The sequence below is a fragment of the Pseudomonadota bacterium genome (assembly GCA_026388275.1).
Classification (GTDB): Bacteria; Desulfobacterota; Syntrophorhabdia; order Syntrophorhabdales; family Syntrophorhabdaceae; genus JAPLKB01.
This window is the reverse complement of record JAPLKB010000028.1, coordinates 42,052-68,189: the sequence shown is the minus strand read 5'-3', so window position 1 is coordinate 68,189 and position 26,138 is coordinate 42,052. Positions and strand designations below refer to the sequence as shown.

Sequence of the window (26,138 nt, the reverse complement as noted above, 5' to 3'; positions counted from 1 at the left end):
ATGAAGACCTATTTACAATCAATAGTAGATGATTTCCCATTAGATAATCTGCCCATAGAATGGCAGAATCTTGACTTCGGAAGGTTTTCATCTTACAAGACTTTATTTGATTTTCAAAAGCAAGGGGTACAAAATGCCATAAAAGCTCTTTGGTTTTTTTATAAAGAGAACAATGGAGAGAAAAAGCTGTTTTTTAATCAGTATCAATCAAATGGTTTCAGCGGAAATTTTGATTATGATCTAACGCGGGAAAGAAAATCGACCAGACATCTTTTGGAATTTGATAAAGATTACCCTGTTGTGGCAGGAAAAATAGCCTTCAAGCATTTTATAAACCGAATGAGCTTTTGGATGGCAACCGGGTCAGGAAAAACACTTATTATAATAAAACTTATTTACCTACTTGGCCAGTTGATACATAGAAAAGAAATTCCCAAAAACGATATTTTGTTTTTAGCGCACAGAGATGATCTTTTGGAGCAATTTCAGAATCATGTAGAGGAATTTAATAGTTTTAATTTTGAAACTAAAATAAATCTTAAAAGCTTGAAAGATTACGAAAGTTACAAGCGTGAAAATGTTTTGCCATTTGTCAAAAACGAAATAACGGTATTTTTCTACCGTTCCGATTTAATTTCCGATGAACATAAAGAAAAAATTGTCAATTTCAAAAATTATGACGATAGCGGTAAATGGTATATCCTATTGGATGAAGCGCATAAGGGCGATAAAGAAGACAGCAAACGGCAGGTTCTTTACTCAATTCTCTCAAGAAACGGTTTTCTTTTTAACTTTTCTGCTACTTTTACCGATCCTCGCGATTATGCTACATGTGTTTTTAACTTTAATCTTTCGAAGTTTATTGAAGAAGGGTATGGGAAGCATATTTATGTGTCCAGCTCTGAAGTAACAGCATTTCGTGAAAAAAATGATTTTTCCAAAATTGAAAAGCAAAAAATTATTTTAAAAACACTTCTGCTTCTCACTTATATAAATAAGCATTTTGAAATGGTCAGACAAATAAACAAAGATCTATATCATCGCCCTCTTCTTTTGACTCTTGTCAATTCAGTAGATGCAGAACAGGCAGATTTGAAATTATTTTTTTCTGAATTGGAAAAGATCGGAAAAAATGAGATTCGGAATAATTTGTTTCAGAAGGCAAAAACAGAACTTATTGTTGAGATTGAAAACAATCCGCAATATGAATTTGAAAATACAAACGTAGTATTTGATAAAGAATTGTTCGATAAAATAGAATATAAAGATATTCTAAATCAAATATTTAATGCTGAATCATCTGGTAATATTGAGGTCCTAAAAATTCCTGGTAATAAAAACGAAATAGTTTTTAAACTCCAGACTTCTGAGAAACCCTTCGGTTTAATAAAGATTGGCGATATTTCCGGTTGGCTTAAAGAAAGGCTTGAAGGATATGAAATTAATGAAAGCTTTGATAATGAAAGCATTTTTAAGAAGATCAGTCATGATGATTCAGAAATAACTATTTTGATGGGCTCCCGCTCGTTTTATGAAGGCTGGGATTCTAACCGCCCGAACATAATTTTGTTTGTAAATATTGGTGTAGGAAGTGATGCGATAAAGTTCATTCTGCAGTCTGTTGGCCGAGGTGTAAGAATAGAACCTCAAAAAAACAAGCGAAAAAGAATTTTGAATTTATTTAACGCAAAAGAAATAAAGGTAGAACTATTTAACAAAATAAAGCAACATGTTTTACCGCTTGAGAGTTTGTTTATTTTTGGGACAAATTCTGAAAATTTAAGAGAAATTATCAAAGCGTTGAAAGAAGAGAAACAAGAAAAAGACTTGGGTCAAGAATTTATCGTTAATAAGGAAGCGAAGAAGAGACTGCTTCTTGTCCCTGTTTATAAAGAATCAGAAAAGATATTTGCGGAGGAAAAAGAACCACAAAAATATGCAATTAATAAAGAAGATTTTTATTTGGCTAGGGCAATGTTTAATTATCTTGGTGAAAAAGTTGCTTTAGTAAAATATGAGTGTGATGTAAAGGTTCTCAAAAAAACTAGCGAAGGCTTCTCGGCTTTTGAAAAATATTTTGACTTTGCAGAACAAAGATCAATTTCTGAGCCAGATTTATTGGTAGATAGCATATTAGATCATTTTAGTGTAAGAGATAAAGAATTAGATAAATTTAAGAAGCTTGACAAGGAAATTATACATTTCAAAAGAATTAAATTAAGCAATGGGGAAAAATACAACGAAATCCTTGACAACATAAAACGAGTGAGAAATTATGAACAAAAGGAAAATGAAGAAAATAAAATAGATGCTGAATTTGAAAAAACAGGTAATCGAGAAAAATATAAACAAGCGCTCATATGTCTTGAACGTAATTTTGTTTCAGAAGTTAAATTAAATAAATTAAAAATTAAGTATATTCAAAATCATTACTATATTCCTTTGATTGTATCCGACGATGAGAAATTCCATTATTTAAACCATATTATCGATGTTGATAGTGAGGTTAAGTTTATTGAGCAACTTGAAGATTATATACAAAAAGAAGATAATATATTCAAGCAATTTGATTGGTGGATGTTTTCAAAACTCGATCAAACATTAGACGAAGTCTATATTCCATATTACAACCCGAAGGAAAATGTTATCGCGAAGTTTAAACCTGATTTTATTTTTTGGATGCAAAAAGGAAATGATTATATGATTTTGTTTGCCGACCCAAAAGGAACGGAACACACTGACGGATACAGAAAAATTGATGGCTACTCAAAAGTATTTGAAACAAAAGAAGGAAAAGAGAGTAAATGTTATCTTTTCAACGGATTTAATATCAAAACAAAATTACTGCTGAAGCCAAAAAAAGGTATAGCTGGAGTATTAGATAATTACAAAAAATATTGGTTTGATAATTTCATAGATATCGATAGTAAAATTAATATATAAGGATAATGGTAAATATAGCCCCCTCCACTATTTCTCTTATCTTATATAAGCGAATGTAATATTATGTTTCTACCAGTAATCCATAAAGTTTATTTTAAATAAATTGTTTGTTATATGTGCAGTTACTACGTGCAGGTAGATGTAATTCATTCTGGTTATTTCAGGCGATCCCTTTTATCGGGGGTTGCCTTTTTTGTGCCGATTTTGCGCTCTGTATCTGTCAGATTCCGGCATGACTACTATACATTTGTTTAGTAGTCATAACTACACTTATGTATTTATAAAAATAATGCAATCATCTGCCAGACCATTTCACATATTTGTGATAACGGTATGTCATGGCAGAGTCGAAATATACCTCTGAAATAATCAATAAAGCTCTGGAACAAGATGAAAGGCTCCAGTAACCTTTCCCTGCTCGACCTTCTTCTCAACAGAAAGGTTTTAAACGCCCAACTGCAATCAAAATATGATGCATACACGGCAAAGCTTGAAAAATGCCTTAACGGCGGAGCGGAGCCGATGGTTACAGATGAAAATAACACTGCAAGCGATGAAGTTGGTATTCCCGAAAATCTCCGGGTGAGACGACGTTACACAATGAGTGAGGCGGCGCTTGAGCAGCGGCGCAATGCTACGAAATAGCTCAACAAGGCTGCCGGCATGGGATGAAACCGGAACGGCTGGAAGCACGGCCATTTCGCGCGGAGTTTCATCAATAAAATAAAACCCTGCAAATCAACGTGCCCGCATTAATCCTCACACTTGCGGAACAGGCTTTTTATCTGTTTGTTTCACCGATACAATCTCCGGGGCTGTTTCAACATGCTTTTCCATGAAAGAGACTAAAACCCTCAGTTCATCAAGAAATGTCTGAATATCTGATTTCGTATACATCCCGGTCTTTTTTTCAAAGTATGATTTTGCATTTTTTAAGACAGCAACTTTCTTTTTAATAGGCATAGGCTTAGATGTTGATTTCGGTTTGGCTTTTTTGTATGCAGTAAGCATTTTCTCTAATTTAACATTCGTTACAGGGGTCTCCATTATTTCATCAAATATGGTAAAAAAGTCAGGACTTCCAAGGTTAGCGGCAAAGAGATACCCCTGTGAAACAGGGAGTTTTCCACCGGCAATTACGTCCTGAATTTTGGGAACCAGTTTTAGAAGGGAAATTGTGCGAGACAGCGTCCTTGTTGACTTTACGGAGATTTCAGAAATGACAGACACAGTGTCTGTCATTTCCTTCGATACAGAGTTAGGCTTGAGATCATAATTCACCAACTCCTTCATTACACTATCCAAATTATAATTCTTATCAGGATGTCGTGCCTGAATTAAGGCTAATATACCATTAGCCTGATCTATGGGGTTTACGTCTTCACGTTGGAGGTTTTCCGTTAATTGCAATACAAGGATTTCATCCTGTGTGACTGTATTGACATTTCTTGCCGGGATAGTTTCAAACCCCAGCTTTTGAGCTGCAAGATAGCGTCTTTCTCCAAAGATGAGGAGGTACTTATTATCACCCTTTGGAGTTACAAGTATAGGTTCTAATACACCTTTGTCTTTGATAGAAGACATGAGTGCTTTAAAGGACTCACGTTCTGTGTCAATCTTTGATCTGATTTGTTCTTCCACGTTACCCCCTTTTTTGAAATTCAGTGAATAGTCGTCAGTGAACAGTCATAACCTATCTACTGCCTTAACCGCTATTCACTGTTCACTATCCGCTATTCACTATTCACTGATCTTAATGCCCTCCGAATATAGGATTGCCATTAAAATAGATATTTATGATTTAACTTAAGATGTCTTGACAAAAGATGTGTTTACAAAGATGTGCTTTAATTTATAAACATGTATTCTAATAGATACACTATTTCAAATATTATTTTCAAGAATATTTTTACAAAAAAATAAAAAAAATTCACAAACTTTTATCCGGCCTTTCCCTGCGAACTCTGTGATCTCTGTGAGAGACAAATGCATTTGTAGTTTTTCCTCAAGGGCTGGGTATTATAATAAAACAGGAGGTTTGTATGGCAGAGGGAAGAAGAAAGTTCGACAGGGAATTTAAAGCTGAGATTGTTCGTCTAATTCCAATCCTAAATCAAGGCGCTATCATCGTTGGCTTCGTCCGGGTACCCGCTTGGGGGTGTTCCCTTGCTGCCTTGATTGCCCCGCAAAATACTGCGGGGTAGTTCATTACATCCTTGATTTAGAATTGGAATTACATGTTTGACAAACGCGCTTGACTTTATGCCCTAATTGCGCTACAATGTAGCTCAATAGGAGGTAACAACATATGGCTACAAATTCAGTTGTCCGTGCCCGCATTGACGAGCGCATAAAGGCCGAAGCCGAGGCGGTGCTCGCTTCCATCGGACTCACTATTTCCGATGCGTTCCGCATGATGATCGTTCGCATTGCAAAAGAAAAGGCATTACCTTTCGAACCCCATGTTCCTAATGATGAAACCATTGAAGCCATGAAAGCCGCCCGACGCAGTGAGCTTGTTACAGTGGGAAGTCCTAATAACTTACTTGAGAAGCTCAATACGGGAGATTAGGTTCACGGTCCGCTTTAAGCGAGACTATAAGCGGGAAAAATCAGGGAGGCATAGCAAAATCATTGATGCCGCCCTGATGAAAGTTGTTAATCTACTTGCCGCTGACTTGCCCCTGCTTCCTACCAATGTTGATCACCCGCTTCTTGGTGAATAGGCCGATCATCGCGACTGCCATATCAAGCCCGATCTCATCATGATTTACCGCAAGCCCGACGATGAGCATCTTGATTTGGTTCGCCTTGGGTCGCATAGCCAACTCGGTTTGTAATTTTCTCATCAAATACTCTTTTCTTGATGCAAAATAAAATCTGAATGAAAATTGAAATTACTCCATCTGTACAGGAGATGTTCCTGATGTTTGCTTTTAAGGCGCCCTTTCTGATGTTTTTACCGGAACTTCAGGGGTAATGATTACCTCGGGAGGCCACTGTTTGCCTGTAATGGTAATCGTACCTTTACCTGCAAGGGGGGCATTTTTGTTCAGTGCCTCATAATACAATTTTAAATCAACCTTCTTTTCATAGTCGTTCATATTAATTGTACCGATGCCTTTTATGCTGTTGCCCGGACTATTTATGGCAATCTTGTTCAGATTGATTCTCTCCCCATTAATTTCACCCTCAATGACGATCTCATCATACGGAATAGTGAGCCGGGGAAAATCTCTTACCGATATTTCCTTGATCTCCCCGTTTTTCACATTAATAGAAAAATTGCCTTTCTTCTTTTCCGGTGCATAGAAAGACAATTCTTCTTTGATCCACCCGTTTAATGTGCCGCTGATACTCCTGAACCAGGGCAATCTGTTTTCCGGATATGCGGCAAGGTTTACATTGGCAAGGCTCATTTTTAAAAGAGGCAGAGAATTTGCCATAATCGGAATATTTTCAATGTTTGCTTTCATTGTCCCTGAATATACCGATGCATCAGAAGTTATGTTGAGGATACCTTTTAGAAGTAAAAACAAATTCCAGTTGATTCTTAATTTCTCAACTTCAAAAAGCGGTTTTCCCTGCATCGCCTCATGACCAAAAACTACTTTTGACACTATTCCACCGCCTGGTTTCATTTTAGCATCCTCAATAGAAACCAGCATTTTGCTTCCGACAAACAAATTCTGAAAGGCAATTCCGAAAAGTTTCTGGTATGGGAAAAATAAATTCAAAAGTACTATGAGCAAAACAAAAAACCAGACCCCGGCCCCGGCATAAAAAAGATTTTTCTTGATGCTCAGGCCTGATATTTTATTCCTGTAAATATCTTTAATTTTTAATTTTATACGTCCAATGTCAAATGCCATAAGGATGCTAACCGCCTATCACTACCGCATACATATCAATAACTGTCTGGTTTGCAGCGGACATGGTCAATTGCAGCTTTTTTACATAGAGCCCCGAAGTTTCCAAAGCTTTTACAAAAGTAATAATTTCACCGAGGGCAGCGCCGCCCACTTTTATTTCAAAAATTCTCTGAGCGCTTCCCCACTTATCTTCTTTTGTCATTGATGGTTTCAACATGTTGAGCTTCCCGCCAGTAAACGATTTTGTAACAGCACCTTCAATCATACCAAGGGAAATGATCCTTTGCTGACTTCCCTTTGGGGAGGGCTTTTCTAATATTCTCTTTTTTTCCTGATATTGATCTTTCAATTTTATGACTTTGCCAAGTTCCACTTGTTTTGTTGCTATTTTCCCTTCGAGAATACGGGCATCTTCTTTCAATAGATAGGCATATACTGACGTTACCACGATGATACCGACAAAAATGGCAATATAGATCCTTTCGGATAATAATCTGAAAACACTTAGAATATTTTTCACAATTTTCCCCTGATTTTAAATCTTACCTGCTTTCCGTCATCAATATCAACGCTTTGTATTTCTACTGATTTAATATCTTTAACATTTTCAAGGTTTGATTGAATCTTTTCAACAACTGCAAAGGATATTGTTGTTCCGGATATGGCAAATTCCTTCTCATCGCACACAAATTCGTTCAGTTTTACATCGATTTGATTGTCAAGGCTGCTGCTGATCCCGGCAAGCACCTGAAGGGGAGCCATGGCAACATTTATCCCTGCACCATGCAGTTGCTGATCGATGGATTTAACTCTGTCTTCAAAGAACTTTCCTACGTCGTTGACAGGCGCCGCATTGGGGAATACTGACCTGTATAACCTTACCTGTTCGGAAGTCAGATATTTATAAACCCGTTCTTTCATGTAATAATTTAGATAAAAAATGGACATGATTACCATACTTAAAGCCGCAATACCGCCCCCAACCAAAAAGATGCTTTTTTTGTTCAGCGACGAGAACACCCTGCGGCGGCTTCTTAAGAGGTTTATTTCATGTTTTGGATTTGCTGACAGGAGTGCTGCCCCGATGCCGGCCCAGAGCCATTCCGGACAATCATCATGTTTTAGGTATGTTTTTAAAGACGGTGTATCAAGCCGGATATTGAATTTCTTTTCAATGCGCTCCTTTTGTATCTGCACATCTTTATCACTGCCGATCAAACAATACGTCGCCACATCAAATTCTTTATGGCTTAAAAGTTCCTCAATGGCCTGATTCAACGAATCTGATTCCGGGGAATAAAAAAATTGTCTCAGATATTTAAGCTTATTTTTCTGAAATACCATGACAGACGCCGTATTGCCATCGATATTGAAAAAAACGTAGTCCGGCATGGACAATATGTTAAACCATTTGAGGGCATATAAAACAGCGAGCGCATTGAGGGTAATGATATTTATATCTTGATTCCCCTTGAATCCATCCAGGGCATCTTTTGGCACTGCAACTGACAATACATCTCCCCTGCCGATTTCCTGAAAATCAACTTCGACACCTTCAACACCGAAGGGTAATACATCTTCCAGTTCATTGTTGATAACAAGACCTATTTTTTTCTTTCCGGTAAAAGGGAAGTTAAGATGAACCATATAGCCTGTTGAGGTATCCATAGATACGCCAAAGTCAGAACCCTTCAAAACATCTCGTATCTCATCGAATGTACCTTTCTGATGGATCTCCAGATCCGAAATCTCATGTTTGTTGATCGAAAACCTTACCCCATGACAGATACCTTCGTGCCGGATAATGGAAGACACATTCCTTTTCAATTTTCTCTCCAGGAAATAATAATCACTGTTTTTCCCTCTCTTTTTAAAAGGGCATCAACATTTTTTGTTACTTTATAAATGGTGTATTTGCTGTGAACTGTAAATACCGATGAATTGACCTTTGTGTAAGGCAAAATATTTGCGTAGAGATTATCGGTTACGCCGATTACGTTTTTCAGATCCACAATGTTTTTAAATTCCTTTCCATCCCTGTATCGAACAATCTCTTCGACAAGTCCTTCTCTCAGTTGATCATGAATGTCATATAATACTTCTTTTTTGGCGGTATTAACATTTAATTTTCCATCTGTCGGGGCAATGGTAATATAATCCTTCAGTTTTTTATCCACAAGCAAATCTTTATCAAATCCCCTTATAAGATAAAGTTCATCAAGCGAATCAAGGGGACCGTTTTTGGGAGAGTAACCCATGGGTTTATAATACTCATATTCAGCGCCCCATGTGCCGAAGGGCTCGCTATCTGCATCTATAAAATCTATCAGCGCATCAACGATCTCCTGTTTTCCTCCAAGGCGCGCAATAAGTTTTCTCAAGCTGTTTTCCACATAGGAATTCACGTTTACGCCTTTTGAATCAACAAGCTGGTTGATATTAATTTTTCTGTCTTCATCAATAATATCGACTTCGAGTTTTCCATCGCCAACTTCAATAGCAGGAAAAGCCATGGACCAATTATCCGTTTTTGCATCGTAAGCAGGGTTATCCGCTTTGAGAATCCCCATTGCCGCTTCAACTCCTGAACGTGCGAGCCACAAAGCCTGGGTATTGTCCCTGAAATTGGCAGCCTGAAGAAGCCTAGCCTGAGTTCTTGCATTAAATGTGAGAACAATGGGGAAAAGCAGCGCAATAACAAGCATAACCACAATGAGAACAAAACCTCTTTCATCTGAATTCCCTCCCCTCCCCTTTCCGCGAAACAGTGGCAGGAATGGGTTGAATTCCATCGGAGCTTTGCTGTTCTTCAACATGTTTTTAACCTGTATACTAATCTTAATGGAAAATATGGGTTTAATATAATGCACTTGGAATTGTCTCATCTGAAATAAACTCTTTTGAGAAACCTTTTTCATCTTTTAGCGTGATCATGATTCTCACCTGTTTCGGCATTTTTCCCAGAGTACGGCTATCCCACTCGTCAACCCAGTTTTCACCGTCATAGAAAGCCAATTTAAAGGAGGTTATTATATTTGAAAGCTCATAATTTATACCTCCCTCTACCAATTCATTTTTTATATCCTTCGATTCTCTCCTTACAAATATTTTTTCCTTTTTATCAGGTATGTTGTACGTGAAATATCCCACAACGCTTAGCCCAAAGGCAGTGTCTCCCATTGCCGATGTTGTAATAAAGTCTATCCTGTGTGAGGGTTTTTCCTCTTCCCTGTCTTGAATTTTACTTATAAATTGGGATTTCGGGGGAGGTGCAACCCCGCGTAGATCCTGTTTAATTAACTCCAGAAGAACAGGGCCTGCCTCAAGCACTTCCCGTCCTTCAGACGCCGCATCAACAGACCGATTGATACCAAAATAGGTAAAATACACCGTTAATAGTAGAAGCGAAGAAAGCGTTATTGAAAGAATTACTTCAAGAAGGGTAAAACCAATATTTTTTTTTAGTGTCATTGGTGTCAAAGCATCTTATTTTACGAGTCTTTTACAAAGAAAGTCAATGATAGAAGTCGCCCCGATATTGCAGAAAATGTCAAAGAGTTTTACTATGAACCCGCGATGCAATCAGCGTTCTACCCCGGTTTTAACGTTGCCTTTGTTTTGGGTCTGAGATGCAGTATCCGCAGACGGAATTTCTGCGGGTGTGTTTGCTGTCTGCGGATTGCCTGTCGAATTTGGTTTATGTTGGGGCACAGTGGCAGCCGCCGGCTGCTGAACCTGATATACGTCCATGTTTGAAGACGAATGGGCTTCTATATCGGTCACAGATGGTGCTTCCATGTATTTTGTCCTCTCTGCCCTGCCGAGCACCATGAGTATAGATTTTTGGGAGTTTTCAGGTTTTATAAGAACGTAATTATAACCGCGCATCATTCGCTTCAGCATATCGTCAAGAGTGATTCCTGATATATTCAAATTAATCAGTTCGTTCCCTACTGCGTAACCCTTTAATTCAATGGTAAATTTTGCTGAAAGTTTTCTTAATGCCTCATTCAATGGCAGGTTGCTTATATTTACACTAATCTTGCCATTATTTAAGAGCTTGAAAATATCCTTTTCTCCTGCATATGACTGGGCAAAAAAACCGATATGTGTAATGAAAATAATAAAAATAATATTTTCTATGATTCTTTTCATATTTATACTTTGCACAGCAAAAAGGGTATTGTCAAAAGTTTTTGTCTTATCCTTCTGTTTTCTGAGCAATTTTGTCTGCCTTTTTCACTTGGTAGGTCAGCGTCATGTTCGAGGATATTGATCTGCGGCGGTCTGCTTCGCCTTGCGATCCTCCGACGTTTGCCACCCATGTGACAGGCGGCTGCTTTCTATATAATTGGCTGCTCGTGGGTACCCGGCTAAAACAGTTTTTTAACATTTAATCCTGGCCTCCGGCCTGCAAATCTCACAGCCCATCCACATCTGCAAAATCCCCGACATGCCGCTGACCACCCAAGCCTGATTCACATAAACGTTTATGTGAATACGGAATAAAAAACGGAGCAAGTATTTGCCATTTCCCCCTACCTTGCTTTGAATGGTGTAGCAGCACTGCCAGTTATAGTCAAGCGTTTTGTATAGATTTGCTTACTGAATATTCTTATTTTGACACAGAAGAAGTACTCATACAAAGAATGCTTGACCCGTTCCAGCAGCTCTGCCAAGGAATATATCTCACTTCATGGGGGTTTATTCTTTTCCATATAAAAAATATATGCCCTAATTCCTACCAATACTTTCAATATTATTCTATTTCCTACACATGAAATGTGATACAATAAATCGAAATAACCTGAATAACATCCGGGAAAAGGACTATTAAGGTATATTCATACCCCGGAAAACAGTTGGCTTGGAATCTCCGAAATGTTTGACTCAGAGTTATTTTTGATGATGTATCATGCTTGGTAATATAGATTAATTATCTACCTGAGGAAATAAGTGTGTTAAAGAAATATTTCCTGTTTTACCCTTATATAGTGTCAAGCGCTGCCGCTGTATTAACAGCAGTAGTTTTATTGATAATTATTAATGCCTCTGTTATGAAAATTCCATTACAGAGTGCCGGTAAAAATATATACGGGAGAGCTGTTTCACTTCAGAATCCCTCTGCAGAAGTTAAAGCTGATTATGATGCAATAATCAAGAGGAACCTCTTCAGGGCAAAACTCCAGGCTGAAATGCCTGTAACGAAAACAGAAAAACAGATTGAGGAAGAGAGACTTACTGAAATAATGCAAACTATGACTTTAAAGGGTGTGTGGCTCGGAGGAAAAAAGACAGACCTCTATGCTGTCATTGACAGGGGTGAGCAAAAGGGAGTATGGACATACGGATTGGGAGAAGTCATAGAAAATGGACTGGCAGTATCCGATATACAACGGAATTCAGTTCTGATAAAAAAGAGTGATTTTGGCGCCAGGATTAAATTATTTGCAGCAGGATTCGAGAGGGTGAATTTCCGTACAGGGAGTTCGAATGTTGTATTGGAAACAAGAAACTATAAAACAGCCGGAAAGGAGAAAGAAGGACAACCGCCTTCCAGGCAGCAGGTGGATTATTCAAGAGATATAAGACAAGAAGGTAATAATGTCACTCTATCAAAAGCTCTGGCGGACAGAATAAGAGCGGACAACAATATTGTTATGTCAAATGTTGCGGTAAAAGTATCAGTTGATAATAGTGGACAGTCAAACGGATTCCAAATCGTATCAATTGACCGTGGGAGTATAGCTGAAAAGATGGGAATTGTTCCAAACGACATTATTCAAGAGGTAAATGGACGAAAACTGATTACATCGGATGATGTGAGAAATGCCGGACAGGCATTCAGGCTCGCAGCAAAATTGAAAGTCAAAGTCTTACGAGAAAATCAAATAAGAACACTCTATTATGAGGCAAAATAACATATGAACTTTTCACGAGGTACTGAATTTGTCAACGAATAAAAAATCTGTTTTGTTTTTGACGCTTTTCTTTTTCATTGTTACCATGTTCCAGTCTTTTGCTCAGACCTCGCCGCCCGCATCAACAGCACCTCAGAAGTTACCTTCTGCGCCGGTGCAGAATGCACAACAACCCCAAACACAACCTGCAAATCCAACCAAGGTTGTTCCTCCTTCACCGCCAGTTCCTGCACATCCTTTGCCTCAGGCGGCGTCCTCCAGCAGTCATGTACAGATGAACTTTGATAATATCGAACTGAGGGACCTCATCAGATTTGTCAGCAACATTATGGGGAAAAACTTTGTCTTCGATGAAACCGTAGTGAAAGGCAAGGTTACAATTCTTGCACCGAATAGCATATCCAGGGAGGAGGTTTTCAGGGTTTTCGAGACAGTGATCAATTATTACGGGTTTGCAGCAGTGGAAACTCCGGAAGCGATAAAGGTTGTCAGGGGAACCGACGCTAAAGGCATGTCAGTCGCCATTGTTGATACTGAAAAACTGACAAGTATGTCACCGGACGACAAGATCGTCACCTATGTGGCAAGACTCGATTATCTTGATTCGAACATTATGGTAGGTGTGTTCCGACCCATGATGTCCAGAGATGCTTATCTTGTAAATATACCTGCTACAAATTCGCTGATTATGGTTGACTCTGCCTCAAATATTCAAAAACTAAAGCGGATCCTTATCGACACGGATTTGCCTATCTCAAAACAACTGAGCAGCATAAAAATATATAATGTTCAACACACTATTGCAGAGGATTTAGCTAAAGCGCTTCAGACACTTTTAGCAGAGGGGAAAAAGGCTGCAACACCAAAAGAAAAGATATTTATATCTTCTTATCCTGCCACAAACTCTTTGCTTATCAGCGCTCCGGCTGAGGATATGAAAGAGATAGATCGCATTATAAGCGAGATTGATACTCTGAGGCCGCAGGTTCTCGTAGAAGCTGCTATCATAGAAGTGTCTATGGCAAGAGGGGAAGAGTTCGGAGTAGAATGGCTCGGCGGATTGTCACTGGGAGGGGATAAGGCAATAATCGGCGGGGTTACTCAGAAAGGCGGGAATTTAATAAGTACAGCAGCAGGTATTATATCAGGCATTCAAAGCGGGGACTCTTCTACGGTTGCCAAAGCGGCAGAGAGTATACCATCAGGGTTAAACGTCGGCGTTCTCGGAAACAGCATTACTTACATGGGTAAGCAGTATCCGAGCCTTGGCGCATTTATCCACGCCCTGAGTACAAAAGATAACATCAATATCCTTTCACACCCCCAGCTGCTCACCATGAACAATGAAGAGGCTGAAATTGTTGTAGGCTCCAACGTTCCTTACACTACCAGTACCCGTATTGACAGTGCCGGCAACCCCATCAACTCATATGACTACAGAGACGTGGGTGTAAAGCTTAAAATAAAGCCTACCATTAATAAAAACGGCTTTGTGCACCTCAATATACAGCAGGAAGTTACAAAGGTCCAGCAGGCGGTTGTACAAACAGGCGCATCTTCGCAAATACCTGCGCCAACTACCCTTAAGAGGTCTACGAAGACTACCGTCGGTGTGCGGAATGCACAAACGATAGTTATAAGCGGTCTTATCAGTGATGACATGACATCGACCGATTCAGGAATTCCCATTTTAAGTTCCATCCCCGTTTTAGGATACCTTTTCGGATATAAGACCAAGAAGTATGAGAAGACCAATCTTCTTGTCTTTATCACTCCTAAGATCATTTATACCCCTCAGCAGATTGAAGAGATAAGCAGGGATAAGAAAGCTGAGCAGGACATGATTTTTGGCAACAATGCTAAGAAAATAGAAAAGAAAGCGGATACAGCAGTTCCAGGGGAATAGGGATGGATTTCATCAGACCGGGTGAGCTCAACCCTCTTCCCAACAACATATCAAGAATTCACTTCACCTTCTTTCAAAAAAACGGGATTGCCCCTTTGGGATGTACAAAGCACCCTGTTTGCCTTGTTGTTGCGCTCCCGGAGGGTCAAACCAAAACAAAAACGGATATTCTGAGCATGTATGCCGGCATGCCTGTTGAGAAGATATATGTTTCAAATGAAGATTACTTGAATTATCTTAACACCTTCAAAGAAGAACAGGGGAAAGAAGTGGTTATCGGGGTAGTGGAAGACCTTGGGGAAAATGCCCTTTCTGAGATTACGCAGGAAATTCCCAATGGACACGATCTCCTTGATTACGCGGCAAATGAGCCGCCAATCATAAAACTGGTCAATCTTTTCTTCTCAATTGCAGTGAAAGACAGGGCAAGCGATATACACATCCAGCCTTTTGAGAAAGATTTGAGGGTAAGATTCAGAATTGACGGGTTATTATATGATATGTACAAGCCCCCTAAAAGAGCCCAGGATGCTATTGTTTCAAGGGTTAAGGTTATGGCCGGGCTTGATGTGGCTGAAAAGAGACTTCCCCAGGACGGCAGGATTAAAATCACGGTAAGCGAAAAGGATATTGATGTCAGGGTATCTATTATCCCTTCTGCGTATGGGGAACAGGTAGTCATGAGGCTTCTTGATAAAGGCTCCGCAATAGTGGGGCTTGAAAAGGTCGGCATGTCCCCTGAATTTGAGAAGACTGTGGTATCGTTAATTAAAAGACCGCAGGGCGTTTTTCTTGTGACCGGACCGACAGGGAGCGGAAAAACAACAACGCTTTACGCAGCACTTCAGCTTATCAATACCCCTGAAAAAAATATACTTACCGTTGAAGATCCTGTTGAATATATCCTTCCCGGGATCGGGCAGATGCAAGTAAATCCGAAAATAGACCTCGATTTCGCAAAGGCCCTCCGCTCTTTTTTAAGACAGGACCCTGATGTAATCATGGTCGGTGAAATAAGAGATGAAGAAACGGCACGCATTGCCATACAGGCTGCTCTTACAGGACATCTTGTATTTTCTACATTGCATACCAATGATTCGGCAAGCGCACTTACAAGGCTGATTGACATGGGTATCGAACCATATCTTTTAACTTCATCAATAACGGCAATTCTCGCGCAGAGGCTTGTGAGAAAAATATGTCCTCATTGCCGGGATGTGTATAAACCGACGGAATTCGAGAGAGAGTTGTTTAACGAAAACCTGAGGAACAGTGAACGTATTTTCTACAAAGGCAGGGGCTGTAAAAATTGTTTAAATACAGGATACACAGGGAGAACCGGGATATTTGAATTGCTGAAGATGACCGGCAGGATACGACAGATGGTCCAATTAAAAAGGTCATCAGAGGGAATAAAGGCAGAAGCAAAAAAAGAGGGTATGCTCACATTGAGAGAGGATGGTTTAAATAAGGTTTTTGAAGGCGCTACAACATTATCAGAAATTATGAGGGTAACAATAGAATAGCTCACAGTTGCCGGCAAAACCATTGAGCAATGAGTTGATGTCACAGCTACAGGTTAAGCAGAAATGAGATTTAAATACAGCGCTTTAGATCAGAGAGGCAAGAAAGAAAACGGCTTTATAGACGCCGACACAGAAGGTGCTGCAAAGACTGTGATTAAGAACAGAGATCTTTTCCTCGTATCACTGCAGGAATTTCAAAAAATATCCGGCAAGAAACAAATAGGAGTTTCCTTTGGAATGAAGCAAAGGCTGCCCATTAAACTGGCAAGACAACTCGCTTCGCTTTTAAAGGGAGGTGTTCCGTTATTTCAGGCATTAACTATTATAACCAACCAGCTCGATATAGATAAAGAGAGAGAAATTGTCAGTCATTTGAGGGACCAGGTAAAGAGCGGCTTCGCATTGTCGGATGCACTAAAAACATTTCCGGATATATTTGATGAATTATTTGTATACTCTGTGCAGGCTGGCGAAAAGAGCGGAAGCCTTGATTTGATTTTGAACTACCAGGCAAATTTGTTGGAGAATCATGCAGTTATCCGTGGGAAAATAAAGGCTGCCCTTGTATATCCCCTTATCATGTCAATCGTTGGAACCGGAGTTGTTTTGTTCCTTATCGGATATGTTGTTCCTATGGTGATAAAGATTTTTGAACGCATGAGTCAAGGGCTTCCGATCCCGACTAAAATCTTAATCGCCATTACAAACCTGGTAAATAATTACTATTACATTATTTTTATCATTCCCCTTTTTTTGTTCTTCGGTTTCGAATGGTTCCGAAAAACCAGGGAAGGGAAGAGGCTGTGGCACAAGTTCCTTTTAGATGCACCTGTTGCCGGTAGTTTTTATTTAATGGTGCTGGCCGGCAGGTTCACAAGGATTTTGGGGACATTGCTGAAAAGCGGAATCCCCATGCTGCAGGGCATCATAGTAGTAAGCAACACGATGAAAAACATTATTGTATCCGAAGCTGTCATGAAAATAGCCGGGATGGTGGAAGGAGGGGTTGATTTGTCCGTTGCCATACGCGATACCGGTACTTTCCCTCCCTATGTAGCTGATATGGTAAATGTGGGAGAAACAAGCGGGAACCTCGATGAAATACTCACGAATGTCTCAGAGTATTATGATTCCAACATCAATCAGAGGATAACAGCCTTTACAGCAATGGTTGAACCTGTTATCATCCTTTTGATGGGGACCCTTATAGCTTTTATTCTCGTATCAATACTGCTTCCGCTCTTTGAAATGAATAAAATTCTGTTAAAGAGGTAAAGGGGAAACTTATGAAAGCATTTCAAAGCTTACGGATTTTAAATTCAAAATTCAAAACTCAAAACTCAAAATTGAATTATAAGGGTTTTACATTGATTGAATTAATGATCGTTATCGTCATTATCGGTATACTTGCCACCCTGCTTATTCCGAGGATTATGGACAGGCCGGAAGAAGCCCGCAGAATCAAGGCAAAAATAGATATCAGGACAATAGAAAGCGCCCTCAAACTATATAAACTTGACAACGGCATTTATCCCACAACAGAACAGGGGCTCCAGGCCTTGATCAGGAAGCCTGATAGCCGGCCAATGCCAAAAAAATGGAAAGAAGGAGGGTACCTGGAAAGTATTAACGTGCCAAACGATCCATGGAGTAATCCCTATTACTACACCTCTCCTGCTTCCGATGGCAAGGATTACGAAATTATCAGTTATGGATCAGACGGAGAGCCGGGTGGAACAGGAAAAAATGCTGATATTTCAAGTAAGGACATTGAGAAAGATTAACGGGTTTACTTTACTCGAAGTCATTCTTGCATTCCTATTAATATCTATCCTGCTCACTTTTGCATCAGTGAGGTGGGATTTTTTTACAGCAAAAAACAGGGAGACATTTTTAGAAAAGCTTTCCATAGAGATTTCGCTGCTTCGTGAGAACGCCATCTCGGATTTTGAACCAAAAGCAATCCAGTTTGATATTACGAATAATGTTTTAAGCATAGGCTATGTGGATGTGATTAAAGGGTTTGTATCATCAAGGGATATAAAAATTCCCGAAGCATATCTCCTGAAGGATGTCATAATAAATGGAATGAAAATATCAATGGGAAAAACGGTTATGAGGTTTTACCCTACAGGGCTTGTTGACCGCCTGATTATGCACCTTGAGGGAGAAAAGGAAGGTTTTTATTCAGTAACAATTAACCCGTTGACGGCAAAAATGAGCGAAGAGCATGGATATCTGGAAGAAATTATCATCCCAAAAAGGGATAACCCTACTTGAAGTAATGGTATCGGTGGCAATCGCATCGATTGCCCTGGTCTCTCTTGTTTCACTGGTGCTGACCTCATTAGGAATGGAGGAATATGCAAGAAAGGTGACTGAGGCAACCATGATTGCCGATAACAGAATGAAAGACATTGAAAGAAAAGAACTCCCTGAGCCCGGTCAAATCGAAGGATTGATAGATGAGAAGGATCCTTCGGGCTTCTTTATTAATCAAAAAATCAGTGAAACCCTTTTAAATGATGTGCGGCTTGTAGAAGTCGAAGTGTTCTGGGATAAGAAGAAACACTCTGTGAGGCTGATTTCATATAAACTGAAAAAATGAATCGTCCTGTCTAAGAACCAATTAAGTTGCATTTACAACGCCAGTTCCTGGATTAATAATCAGCAATATCAATCGTCTCTTCAAATGCCTTTGTCAGCGCATCAAGCAGGGCTTCCGGTCCCTTTTGCCCGTCTTTCTTTATTTTCTCCAGTCCAAGGCTGTATGAGTGCAAAATCTCCAAAAGCGGACTCAGATTGTCAGAATATATTTTTGAAACATCCTGCCCGGTCTTAAGAGACTTTACTATAGATTCGGCAGCAAGAATCCCGCTTTTCAATTCAGTGCCTATGCCCTCACCACTCACAGGAATCTTGAGACGTGCAGCATCGCCTGCAAGCAAAACATTGCCTCTTGATGATGTATAGGAATCAGGATAGGGATGTCCAGGAATCTGGACCCGACTCAGACATCCGTCCTTCCATAAGGGCTTCTCACCGCTAAACCCAAAGGAAGTCAAAATATCACTTATTTTGTTCCTGAGCGCTCTTATACCTCCTTCAAGGGTAAAACACTCCAAAATCCGTAGGGGATATCCTGGTTCAATAACTTCTCCTCGGCAAAAATTCTTCCTGCTGTCTTGCCGCCCGTTTTCACTCAGTTATTTAAATAAGAATGTGTTGACATAGCGGATTTGATAGTGAAAAATAGATCTTATACTTTGAATTCTGTATAATTCGTGAAATAAGAAAAGGCGAAGGAGGCTTCCCATGTATCTCAAGGACCTGCTCACAGAAGAACAAAACGATATTCGTCAAATGATCAGGAAATTTGTTGACAGGGAAATCATGCCAATTCGGGAAAAGATCGAGGAGGAGCACGATCTGGTTGAATCAGTGCTTCAAAAGCTTGTTGATTTAGGTATTCAGCGAATCGCTTACCCGGAAGAATATGGCGGAGGAGGCACCCATTCGACCACTACCATATGCATAATCCGCGAAGAGTTGGCGCGAGGAGATGCAGGCATCAGCCTCAGCGCCGTTATAAATGGAGGAAGTATTTTAAAACCTGCTATGGCAGCAGGCAATAAAGCCGTCCTGGACAGGTTCGTTCCTGCCTTTTGCGGAAGCAAGCTGAACTATGCCTGCCTGTCAATGACGGATTCCACGGGTGGTGCCGATACAGAGAACCCCCTTTTAAGAAGCAAGTACGTTACTACAAGGGCCCGGCTGGAAGGTGATGAGTGGGTCATCAACGGAAACAAATCCTGGCCTACTCATGCCGGTATTTCAAGCGTATACCTTACCGTCTGTACCACAGACCCGAATCTCGGGGATGAGGGCATTGCACTCATCTATGTGCCGGGTGATACCAAAGGACTTTCTTTCGGGAAACCGGAAAAAAAGATGGGATTCAAAACATCCGTCAATGGGAGCATATTCTACGACAATGTCAAGGTACCGAAGGAATTTAGGCTCTCCGGCCCTGGTGATGATGGGCGCTTTTACCATGCCACCATGGCAAGTTCGCAGTTGAGTTCCGCCACAATGTCCCTTGGTATTGCTCAGGCGGCCTTTGACATTGCCCTTGATTATACAAAGGACCGGACGAGCGGCGGCAAGCCGGTGCGGGAATGGAGCATGGCAGCAGGCATCCTGGCAGACATGGCAATCCGGGTTGAAACAACAAGGGCTCTGGTCTATAACTTTGCGTGGATGTCCGATCATCGGGATAAATACGGGCCTTCTTTTACAAACGAAATGATCTCGAAGGCAGGCATCGTGAGGATATATGCGGCCGATGCGGCCGTGTGGGTTGCGGACATGGCCATGCAGCTTATGGGTTCCAACGGCCTGTCTCCTGAATATCACCTCGAGAAATACCTGCGGGATGCGAAAATTACACAGTTATGGCTCGGTGGTCAACAGATTTCCCGTTATCGTGTCGTCCGTGGATATTACGATTATACCGTAGAGTAGCTGTTGTTCCAGGGACCGTTGCCGACGCCCTTCGTCATAGAAGGACAAGAAAGGGTTGATACGTCCCCTGTGTATCAACAACCGGTTGCCGAATCCATGATGGCCTTGTGCATCTGGTAAACGAGGTAGGGTGGGGCCTCCGGTGGAATCTCGCATCCCGACGACAGCATGAAACCCCGGGGAGCAGATTTTCCCTTCTCTATAGCCTCCCTGCAAAGGCGGTATATCTGTTCCGGTGTTTCACTCAGGTACACCTTTGGGTCTATGTTGCCGATGATAACATTCCGGGAACCAAGGTGTTCGATTGCCGTAAGAAGGTCAACCTCGACTCCAAAGCTGCAAAGCCCCGGATCGCCCATGGGAATCTGGCTCCAGTAAGGCAGGTTTTTGTTCTGATCTCCGCAGATGTGGTAGAGAATGTGCTTTACCCCCAGTGACAATATCTTTTCATTCGATTCTTTGATATAAGGGAGAACGAACTTCTCAAATTGTTTTGGCGAGATAATGATGTTGGCTGTCAGAGGCTCCCACATCTGCGGAATCACACGCTCGCTGCCAAAAACGTCCGACCAGTATCGAACAATGTCAACGATATGGTCTGTGGTAAGACGCATGATTCTATGCACAAGATCCGGTTTTTTCAGCATCCACCGGCAGAGTGTTTCAACGGAACAAACATTTCCTGCAATGGTAAAGTTGCCGCCACATACAACAGAAACAGGCTTTCCATGTTTATCTTGCAACCGTGAAAACTCCATAGCAAGTGGAAGGCACCCTGCCGCCCCTGGATCAGGCAAGTTCAGTTTTTGAATATCCTGTTCTGTCTCGACCGGAAATCTCGTGTGGAACGGCGCCTGTTCATAGGCAGTGGCAGGCATTTTAATCTCACCGCCAAACTCCCAGGTGCCGTATGAGGCATAGCCATATATAGGGCCCCAGTCGAAACCATACTGTTCGTGCGTCCACAGTTGGAGTTCAAAGCTCTTTTGAGGGTCGCTGTAAATGGCGGCAATAGGGTATCCTGCGTTTTTTGCGCAGAATCCCAGAATGAATGGGAAAAGCGGGGTCCGGTCAATTGGTTCACCCTTAAGTAATCTCATGGCTCGGTTATTCATTTCTACTACCTCCCGTATGTGGTTCTGCGCTCGACGACCGGACAGAGGGCTCTATTCATACCAACCAAAATCATTGATAGCCTTTTTCATTGCAAAGAGGTTTGCAGCAGGCGACCTGGGCGGCAGTTCACATCCAGTGCCCAGAATGAAACCCCTGGGTGCGTGCTTGCCCTTCTCGATACACTCCCGTGACTGCTGGTACACTTCCTGCGGGTTTCCCGTCTGAAGAATTCGGGGCTCAACGTTGCCGACTACGATGCATTTGTCCCCCAGCATCTCTATTGCCTTCGTCAGGTCCACTTCATGACCAAAGCCGGCTATTCCCGGATCTCCAAAGGGCAGCTCACGCCAGAACAACAGGTTCAGATTCTGCTCTCCACAGATGTGACTGTAGATGTATTTTGCACCCAGGGCCAGCACCTTCTCGTGAAGCTCCAGGAGATACGGAAACGAGAAGTCTCTGAAATGTTTCGGCGATATGACCTGGTTCGAATCTGTGGGCGCCGAATCGCGGATATCCACATTATCAGCGCCAAAGGTATCCAACCAGTACTTTGCTACCGCTACTCCGAAATCCGTAGCCAGCCGGAGTACTCTATGCGCCAGAACCGGTTTTTTCAGCATCCACCGCATCAACTTCTCAACTCCACAGATGTTCCCTGCGATCATCAAGGGACTGCCCACTGAAATTGAGCAGGCAAGACTGGCTGCACGCTGCAGTTTGCTGAACTCCATGGTCCTCGGAATTGAGCCTGCAACGGTCACATCAGGTAACTCCAATTTCTCCACGTCTTCCTCCGATTGGACAGGATGGCGCTCCACCGAAATGGCCTGCTGCCACTCGGACTTGGGTATTTTAATATCCCCGCCAAATTCCCAGGCGCCATAGCAGGCACCGCCAAACTTGAGGGCTTCATCGTGATTATACATCTTTTGGATCCATTGCTGTGCTTCAAAACTGCTTGCAGGTTCCGAATAAAAGGTCTCCATCGTCATACCTGTGTTTATAGCGCAAAAACCCCGTGTAAAGGGGTAAAAACCTACCCGGTCAATTGGTTTTCCCGAAAGGAGAGCCTTCATCCTCTCCGCCGGCGTCATTCTGTCCGGCCTCAAATTCCAATTCTCGTTCATGGCGTTGCCTCCCTTACTGCTCCACTCGCATGTGTCCGGATAGATTCCCACGGGCAAACCCGTGGCACTAATACCCGAAACCCTTTGCGTGGATGATAATCGCATTTACCCACGCTCGAAAGCGTGGTCCTCTGCTGCCTCGCATCGCCCTGGAAATTAGCTCGCACCGCGAGTGAGAGGGGGAGGCTCCGACGGCTTTGCCGGTGGAGGGGGCGACGCAAGCCCCGGCAATAGATCATTCAGGCCTGCCTTTCTCCCTATTAAGAGCTTTGAGCGTTTCTTTCACCACCGTCCCGCAGTTAAGGGCAAATCCGTCGGCCCCGTAGGCCATCGCCATCTCTCGGCTCAGCGGTGCTCCTCCGACCATCACGGTTATCCCAGGATCATACTCCTTAATGGGTTTTATGACCTCGGGGATGGCCAGCATGCTCGTCGTCATCAAACAGGAGATCGCCACAACGTCAGCGCCTGTTCTTTTTTGCTCGTCCAGAAATAGGGGTATCTTTACATCAGCGCCCAGGTTGTAAACAGTCCACCCTGCGGCCTCATACATGATTATCACGAGGTTTTTGCCAATCTCGTGGATATCCCCCTCAACAGTACCTATGACAACGCTATAGGGCTTTGCCTGTGTTCCGAGTTTAATGTGAGGCTTGAGCACATCGACGGCCGCATTCATCGCATCTGCGCAGAGGAGCAACTCAGGCACAAAATATTCCTGTTTCTCGTAAAGTTTTCCCACCTCATCCATTCCTACGGCAAGACCTTTCAGTATAGCATCATTCGGATCAATACCCTTTTTGAGTGCCGTCATAGCCAGTTCAACTGTCTTTTCCTCATCAAAGGCGATTACCGCATCGGATAGTCCCTTCAGTATCTCTTTTACTATTTCGATTGAATCCATGCCTATACCTCCATTATAACTTCCCGACTTTGTAGACCTTACAGGAAGTGCCTCTTAGGGTAACACCCCCCATCTCATGGGCATAAGGAGGGCTGTTGCTGGTAATTGCATTAATACACGATTCTGTAAATCCATGCAGATCTTCATCAACTCCCTTCTCAGGGTACCACCAGCCGTGGTCCCCCACCACAACCCGTGGGTGCAGACTTTCCGAATATTCAGCCTTATGGGTTATCCTGCCTCGTTTATTTTCAATATAGACCCAGTCCCCATTGTTGATTCCCAGTTCCCTGGCCGTGGCAGGATTGATATTAAGGATCGGATCGGGACGCAGGACTCTCAGGCTTTTGATCTGTCTCAGGTTGGCGTGCCGAAAAACAGCCGGCTTCCTCGTGGTAAGAATCAGAGGGTATTCGCCTGCCGCCCCGGGCTCACTGTACATTGTCTCGGGAGGCTCACGGTAGACTGGTAACGGGTCGAAGCCCGCCTCCTTGAGTGCATTTGAGTAAAGTTCGAGCTTGCCCGAAGGGGTAGCGAAACCGCCCCTCTCATAATGCCTGTACTGTCTGACACACTCCAGGACATGCACTTTCCGGAACTCGTCCAAAGTAATTCCTGCGGGTCTCAGCATTTCCTCCATGAAATCATATTCGTCATTCCAGAAATACTCACCAAGTCCCAGCTTACGGGATAGCTCGATATAGATCTGGGTGTCCGACTTGCAGTCCCCCGGATCAACCACCTTCTGCTGTATCTGTGCCAAAAACGGCAGATCCCCTGACTGACGAAGGGCATCGTGCTCAAGAAAGTGGGCCACTGGCAGAACCACATCGCACATTTCAACGGTGGGTGTCAGAAACAAGTCAGCCGTTGCTATAAAATCTAGTTTCTTGAACGCTTCCAGAGTTTCCTTAGAATTAGCCCAGGTGCAAAGCAGATTTCCTCCCTGAATATAAGCCAAATGAGGTATGTATGGCTTGCCGGTAATGAGGGCCTTTATCACGCTCTGCGGTAAAGCGTAGTGTACAAAAGGAGCCAGATGCTCAGCCCCCAATCTCCTTTGCCGCATCTCTTTGGGGATATGGTCCTGTAAGGTAAATTCCGGGGCAGCCCTGGATACTATTGGAGGATTAGTCCACTGGACTTTGCCGCCCGGTACACCCACGTTGCCGCACAAGCCTTCCAATATATAAATAGCCCGCTGAGTTTGCATGGAAAGCACGATATTCTCATTTGCATTCCCCACCAGAACGGCTGCCGGTCTGTTGGCAGCATAAAATCTTGCAGCATCCACAATGGTCTCAGCAGGCACCCAGGTAATCTCAGACACTTTATCGGGTGAATAGTCCTGGACATGTGCCTTGAGTTCATTAAACCCCTTTGTCCAGTTCTCCACGAATGTCTTGTCGTACAAGCCTTCATTGATAATGACGTAAGCCATACCCAGGGCCAGAGCCATGTCCGTTGCCGGTCTCGGCCTTATCCATTGGTCTGCCTTTTTTGCCAGAACGGTTTCAAAGGGGTCTATCACCATTAATCTGGCCCCCCGGGCGACAGCTCTCTTGAGAGGTTCGTAGTTCGGTATAGATGTTGACGCGGGGTCCATACCCCAAACCACGACCAGCGCCGAAGCATTTGTGTGATCTTCCATGAGAAAGGAGCCAAAGGTGAAGCGCATGGCGTTCACGTGGGGGAAATAACAGACCGATGCCATGGAGGTGATGTTCGGAGAGCCGAATACATTGGCAAGGCGGGTAAATACATTGTCCTGAATGCCCTTAGCAGCACCCCTAAGCCAGCACACGGACTCGGGGCCGTACTTCTCTTTGGCCCTGTTCATTTCATCAGCTATCCTGCCGAGGGCGTCATCCCAGGAGACCTCCTGCCACTTCCCTTCTCCCCGTTCGCCCTTTCGTATAAGAGGATGTCTTACGCGGCCAGGATGGTTCCGAATCTCAAGTGAAGCCGTTGCCTTTACACAGAGAGCTCCCATGTTGAGGGGCGCACGAGGGTCTCCCTCAATTTTTACGATCTCCCCATCCTGTAAATGTACCAGCATGCCGCAATCCTGCAAGCAGATGGAGCAAGTTGTACGTATAATTTGATTATTCATAACGATCCACTCCTTTATGCCTTATGTCTTTTCTCGTCACAGAACCAATTATTCCACTAAGAACCTTTTACACCACAAGACGCTGGGAGTCAAATTCATTTATCTGAAACTATCCATTCAAAAATGTTATTGATTATCTAATGAGTCTGTTTTGAAACCCCGACTATTTGCTCCTTTGCTAAT

General features: G+C 42.4%; 23 protein-coding genes and 1 pseudogene. 12 read left to right on the top strand and 12 right to left on the bottom strand.

What is annotated here, in order from left to right; translation table 11 throughout:
* Both NT010_07790 and NT010_07785 read left to right on the top strand, forming a co-directional pair.
* Complete coding sequence (locus NT010_07790) at positions 1 to 2,943, top strand: DEAD/DEAH box helicase family protein (protein MCX5805953.1); 2,943 nt, start codon at positions 1 to 3, stop codon at positions 2,941 to 2,943.
* A gap of 390 nt (positions 2,944 to 3,333) precedes the next feature.
* On the top strand, positions 3,334 to 3,588 hold the full coding sequence (locus tag NT010_07785) for a hypothetical protein (GenBank protein ID MCX5805952.1): 255 nt from the start codon (positions 3,334 to 3,336) through the stop codon (positions 3,586 to 3,588).
* Between the two features lie 114 nt (positions 3,589 to 3,702).
* Here the strand turns inward: NT010_07785 and NT010_07780 are convergent, their stop codons facing one another.
* Positions 3,703 to 4,584, bottom strand: coding sequence for a ParB/RepB/Spo0J family partition protein (locus tag NT010_07780; GenBank protein ID MCX5805951.1), 882 nt, complete (start codon positions 4,582 to 4,584; stop codon positions 3,703 to 3,705).
* 667 nt (positions 4,585 to 5,251) lie between these two features.
* Between NT010_07780 and NT010_07775 the strand changes: the two genes are divergently transcribed.
* Entirely contained in the window at positions 5,252 to 5,515 is a 264-nt protein-coding gene (locus tag NT010_07775; GenBank protein MCX5805950.1) for a type II toxin-antitoxin system RelB/DinJ family antitoxin, read from the top strand.
* Positions 5,502 to 5,783 (top strand): annotated as a pseudogene (locus NT010_07770) (type II toxin-antitoxin system YafQ family toxin). Before NT010_07775 ends, NT010_07770 begins: the two are co-directional and overlap by 14 nt.
* A 96-nt stretch (positions 5,784 to 5,879) precedes the next feature.
* Here the strand turns inward: NT010_07770 and gspN are convergent.
* From gspN to NT010_07740, 6 genes are all read right to left on the bottom strand, one after another.
* Entirely contained in the window at positions 5,880 to 6,815 is a 936-nt protein-coding gene (gene gspN / locus NT010_07765; GenBank protein MCX5805949.1) for a type II secretion system protein GspN, read from the bottom strand.
* 7 nt (positions 6,816 to 6,822) lie between these two features.
* Positions 6,823 to 7,335, bottom strand: coding sequence for a hypothetical protein (locus NT010_07760; GenBank protein MCX5805948.1), 513 nt, complete (start codon positions 7,333 to 7,335; stop codon positions 6,823 to 6,825).
* Positions 7,332 to 8,642 carry a hypothetical protein gene (locus tag NT010_07755; protein ID MCX5805947.1) on the bottom strand — a complete coding sequence of 437 codons (1,311 nt, stop codon included), beginning with the start codon at positions 8,640 to 8,642 and terminating at the stop codon, positions 7,332 to 7,334. Before NT010_07755 ends, NT010_07760 begins: the two co-directional genes overlap by 4 nt.
* A complete protein-coding gene (gspK, locus tag NT010_07750; GenBank protein MCX5805946.1) occupies positions 8,639 to 9,631 on the bottom strand; it encodes a type II secretion system minor pseudopilin GspK in 993 nt (330 codons plus the stop codon). Before gspK ends, NT010_07755 begins: the two co-directional genes overlap by 4 nt.
* Positions 9,632 to 9,671: 40 nt before the next feature.
* Positions 9,672 to 10,286 carry a prepilin-type N-terminal cleavage/methylation domain-containing protein gene (locus NT010_07745; protein MCX5805945.1) on the bottom strand — a complete coding sequence of 205 codons (615 nt, stop codon included), beginning with the start codon at positions 10,284 to 10,286 and terminating at the stop codon, positions 9,672 to 9,674.
* A 111-nt stretch (positions 10,287 to 10,397) separates the two neighbouring features.
* Positions 10,398 to 11,039, bottom strand: coding sequence for a hypothetical protein (locus tag NT010_07740; GenBank protein ID MCX5805944.1), 642 nt, complete (start codon positions 11,037 to 11,039; stop codon positions 10,398 to 10,400).
* 734 nt (positions 11,040 to 11,773) lie between these two features.
* On the opposite strand from NT010_07740, the gene NT010_07735 reads away from it, so the two are divergent.
* From NT010_07735 to NT010_07705, 7 genes are all read left to right on the top strand, one after another.
* The gene (locus NT010_07735; protein MCX5805943.1) at positions 11,774 to 12,736 is read left to right on the top strand and encodes a PDZ domain-containing protein; all 963 of its coding nucleotides are present in this window, start codon (positions 11,774 to 11,776) and stop codon (positions 12,734 to 12,736) included.
* A 28-nt stretch (positions 12,737 to 12,764) separates the two neighbouring features.
* Positions 12,765 to 14,642 (top strand): hypothetical protein, encoded by a 1,878-nt coding sequence (locus NT010_07730; GenBank protein MCX5805942.1) that lies wholly within the window; start codon positions 12,765 to 12,767, stop codon positions 14,640 to 14,642.
* Positions 14,643 to 14,644: 2 nt separating this feature from the next.
* On the top strand, positions 14,645 to 16,168 hold the full coding sequence (gspE, locus tag NT010_07725; GenBank protein MCX5805941.1) for a type II secretion system ATPase GspE: 1,524 nt from the start codon (positions 14,645 to 14,647) through the stop codon (positions 16,166 to 16,168).
* A 63-nt stretch (positions 16,169 to 16,231) separates the two neighbouring features.
* A complete protein-coding gene (locus NT010_07720) occupies positions 16,232 to 17,443 on the top strand; it encodes a type II secretion system F family protein (protein MCX5805940.1) in 1,212 nt (403 codons plus the stop codon).
* Positions 17,444 to 17,514: 71 nt separating this feature from the next.
* Entirely contained in the window at positions 17,515 to 17,952 is a 438-nt protein-coding gene (gene gspG, locus NT010_07715) for a type II secretion system major pseudopilin GspG (GenBank protein MCX5805939.1), read from the top strand.
* On the top strand, positions 17,915 to 18,448 hold the full coding sequence (locus tag NT010_07710; protein ID MCX5805938.1) for a type II secretion system protein: 534 nt from the start codon (positions 17,915 to 17,917) through the stop codon (positions 18,446 to 18,448). Before gspG ends, NT010_07710 begins: the two co-directional genes overlap by 38 nt.
* Complete coding sequence (locus NT010_07705; protein ID MCX5805937.1) at positions 18,399 to 18,776, top strand: prepilin-type N-terminal cleavage/methylation domain-containing protein; 378 nt, start codon at positions 18,399 to 18,401, stop codon at positions 18,774 to 18,776. Before NT010_07710 ends, NT010_07705 begins: the two co-directional genes overlap by 50 nt.
* Positions 18,777 to 18,828: 52 nt before the next feature.
* Here NT010_07705 and NT010_07700 read toward each other — a convergent pair whose 3' ends face one another.
* Entirely contained in the window at positions 18,829 to 19,293 is a 465-nt protein-coding gene (locus NT010_07700; protein MCX5805936.1) for a hypothetical protein, read from the bottom strand.
* 190 nt (positions 19,294 to 19,483) lie between these two features.
* Here NT010_07700 and NT010_07695 point away from each other — a divergent pair, with 190 nt between their 5' ends.
* Positions 19,484 to 20,692 (top strand): acyl-CoA dehydrogenase family protein, encoded by a 1,209-nt coding sequence (locus NT010_07695; GenBank protein MCX5805935.1) that lies wholly within the window; start codon positions 19,484 to 19,486, stop codon positions 20,690 to 20,692.
* A 74-nt stretch (positions 20,693 to 20,766) separates the two neighbouring features.
* On the opposite strand, the gene NT010_07690 is transcribed toward NT010_07695, so the two are convergent.
* The 4 genes from NT010_07690 to NT010_07675 form a co-directional block, all read right to left on the bottom strand.
* Complete coding sequence (locus NT010_07690) at positions 20,767 to 21,807, bottom strand: uroporphyrinogen decarboxylase family protein (protein MCX5805934.1); 1,041 nt, start codon at positions 21,805 to 21,807, stop codon at positions 20,767 to 20,769.
* A gap of 51 nt (positions 21,808 to 21,858) precedes the next feature.
* Positions 21,859 to 22,938: a uroporphyrinogen decarboxylase family protein gene (locus NT010_07685; protein ID MCX5805933.1), complete on the bottom strand. Its 1,080-nt coding sequence runs from the start codon at positions 22,936 to 22,938 to the stop codon at positions 21,859 to 21,861.
* A 235-nt stretch (positions 22,939 to 23,173) separates the two neighbouring features.
* Complete coding sequence (locus tag NT010_07680; GenBank protein MCX5805932.1) at positions 23,174 to 23,842, bottom strand: cobalamin-dependent protein; 669 nt, start codon at positions 23,840 to 23,842, stop codon at positions 23,174 to 23,176.
* A 13-nt stretch (positions 23,843 to 23,855) separates the two neighbouring features.
* Positions 23,856 to 25,955, bottom strand: a complete 2,100-nt coding sequence (locus NT010_07675) for a molybdopterin-dependent oxidoreductase (GenBank protein ID MCX5805931.1) — start codon at positions 25,953 to 25,955, stop codon at positions 23,856 to 23,858.
* Positions 25,956 to 26,138: the final 183 nt, after the last annotated feature.

Excerpts from the sequence above, each read along its gene's own strand:
- NT010_07790 (MCX5805953.1), top strand. The coding sequence starts at position 1 with ATGAAGACCTATTTACAATCAATAGTAGATGATTTCCCATTAGATAAT.
- NT010_07785 (MCX5805952.1), top strand. The coding sequence starts at position 3,334 with ATGAAAGGCTCCAGTAACCTTTCCCTGCTCGACCTTCTTCTCAACAGA.
- NT010_07775 (MCX5805950.1), top strand. The coding sequence starts at position 5,252 with ATGGCTACAAATTCAGTTGTCCGTGCCCGCATTGACGAGCGCATAAAG.
- gspN (MCX5805949.1), bottom strand. The coding sequence starts at position 6,815 with ATGGCATTTGACATTGGACGTATAAAATTAAAAATTAAAGATATTTAC.
- gspK (MCX5805946.1), bottom strand. The coding sequence starts at position 9,631 with ATGTTGAAGAACAGCAAAGCTCCGATGGAATTCAACCCATTCCTGCCA.
- NT010_07745 (MCX5805945.1), bottom strand. The coding sequence starts at position 10,286 with ATGACACTAAAAAAAAATATTGGTTTTACCCTTCTTGAAGTAATTCTT.
- gspE (MCX5805941.1), top strand. The coding sequence starts at position 14,645 with ATGGATTTCATCAGACCGGGTGAGCTCAACCCTCTTCCCAACAACATA.
- NT010_07720 (MCX5805940.1), top strand. The coding sequence starts at position 16,232 with ATGAGATTTAAATACAGCGCTTTAGATCAGAGAGGCAAGAAAGAAAAC.
- NT010_07710 (MCX5805938.1), top strand. The coding sequence starts at position 17,915 with ATGCTGATATTTCAAGTAAGGACATTGAGAAAGATTAACGGGTTTACT.
- NT010_07705 (MCX5805937.1), top strand. The coding sequence starts at position 18,399 with ATGGATATCTGGAAGAAATTATCATCCCAAAAAGGGATAACCCTACTT.
- NT010_07695 (MCX5805935.1), top strand. The coding sequence starts at position 19,484 with ATGTATCTCAAGGACCTGCTCACAGAAGAACAAAACGATATTCGTCAA.
- NT010_07690 (MCX5805934.1), bottom strand. The coding sequence starts at position 21,807 with ATGAATAACCGAGCCATGAGATTACTTAAGGGTGAACCAATTGACCGG.
- NT010_07685 (MCX5805933.1), bottom strand. The coding sequence starts at position 22,938 with ATGAACGAGAATTGGAATTTGAGGCCGGACAGAATGACGCCGGCGGAG.
- NT010_07680 (MCX5805932.1), bottom strand. The coding sequence starts at position 23,842 with ATGGATTCAATCGAAATAGTAAAAGAGATACTGAAGGGACTATCCGAT.
- NT010_07675 (MCX5805931.1), bottom strand. The coding sequence starts at position 25,955 with ATGAATAATCAAATTATACGTACAACTTGCTCCATCTGCTTGCAGGAT.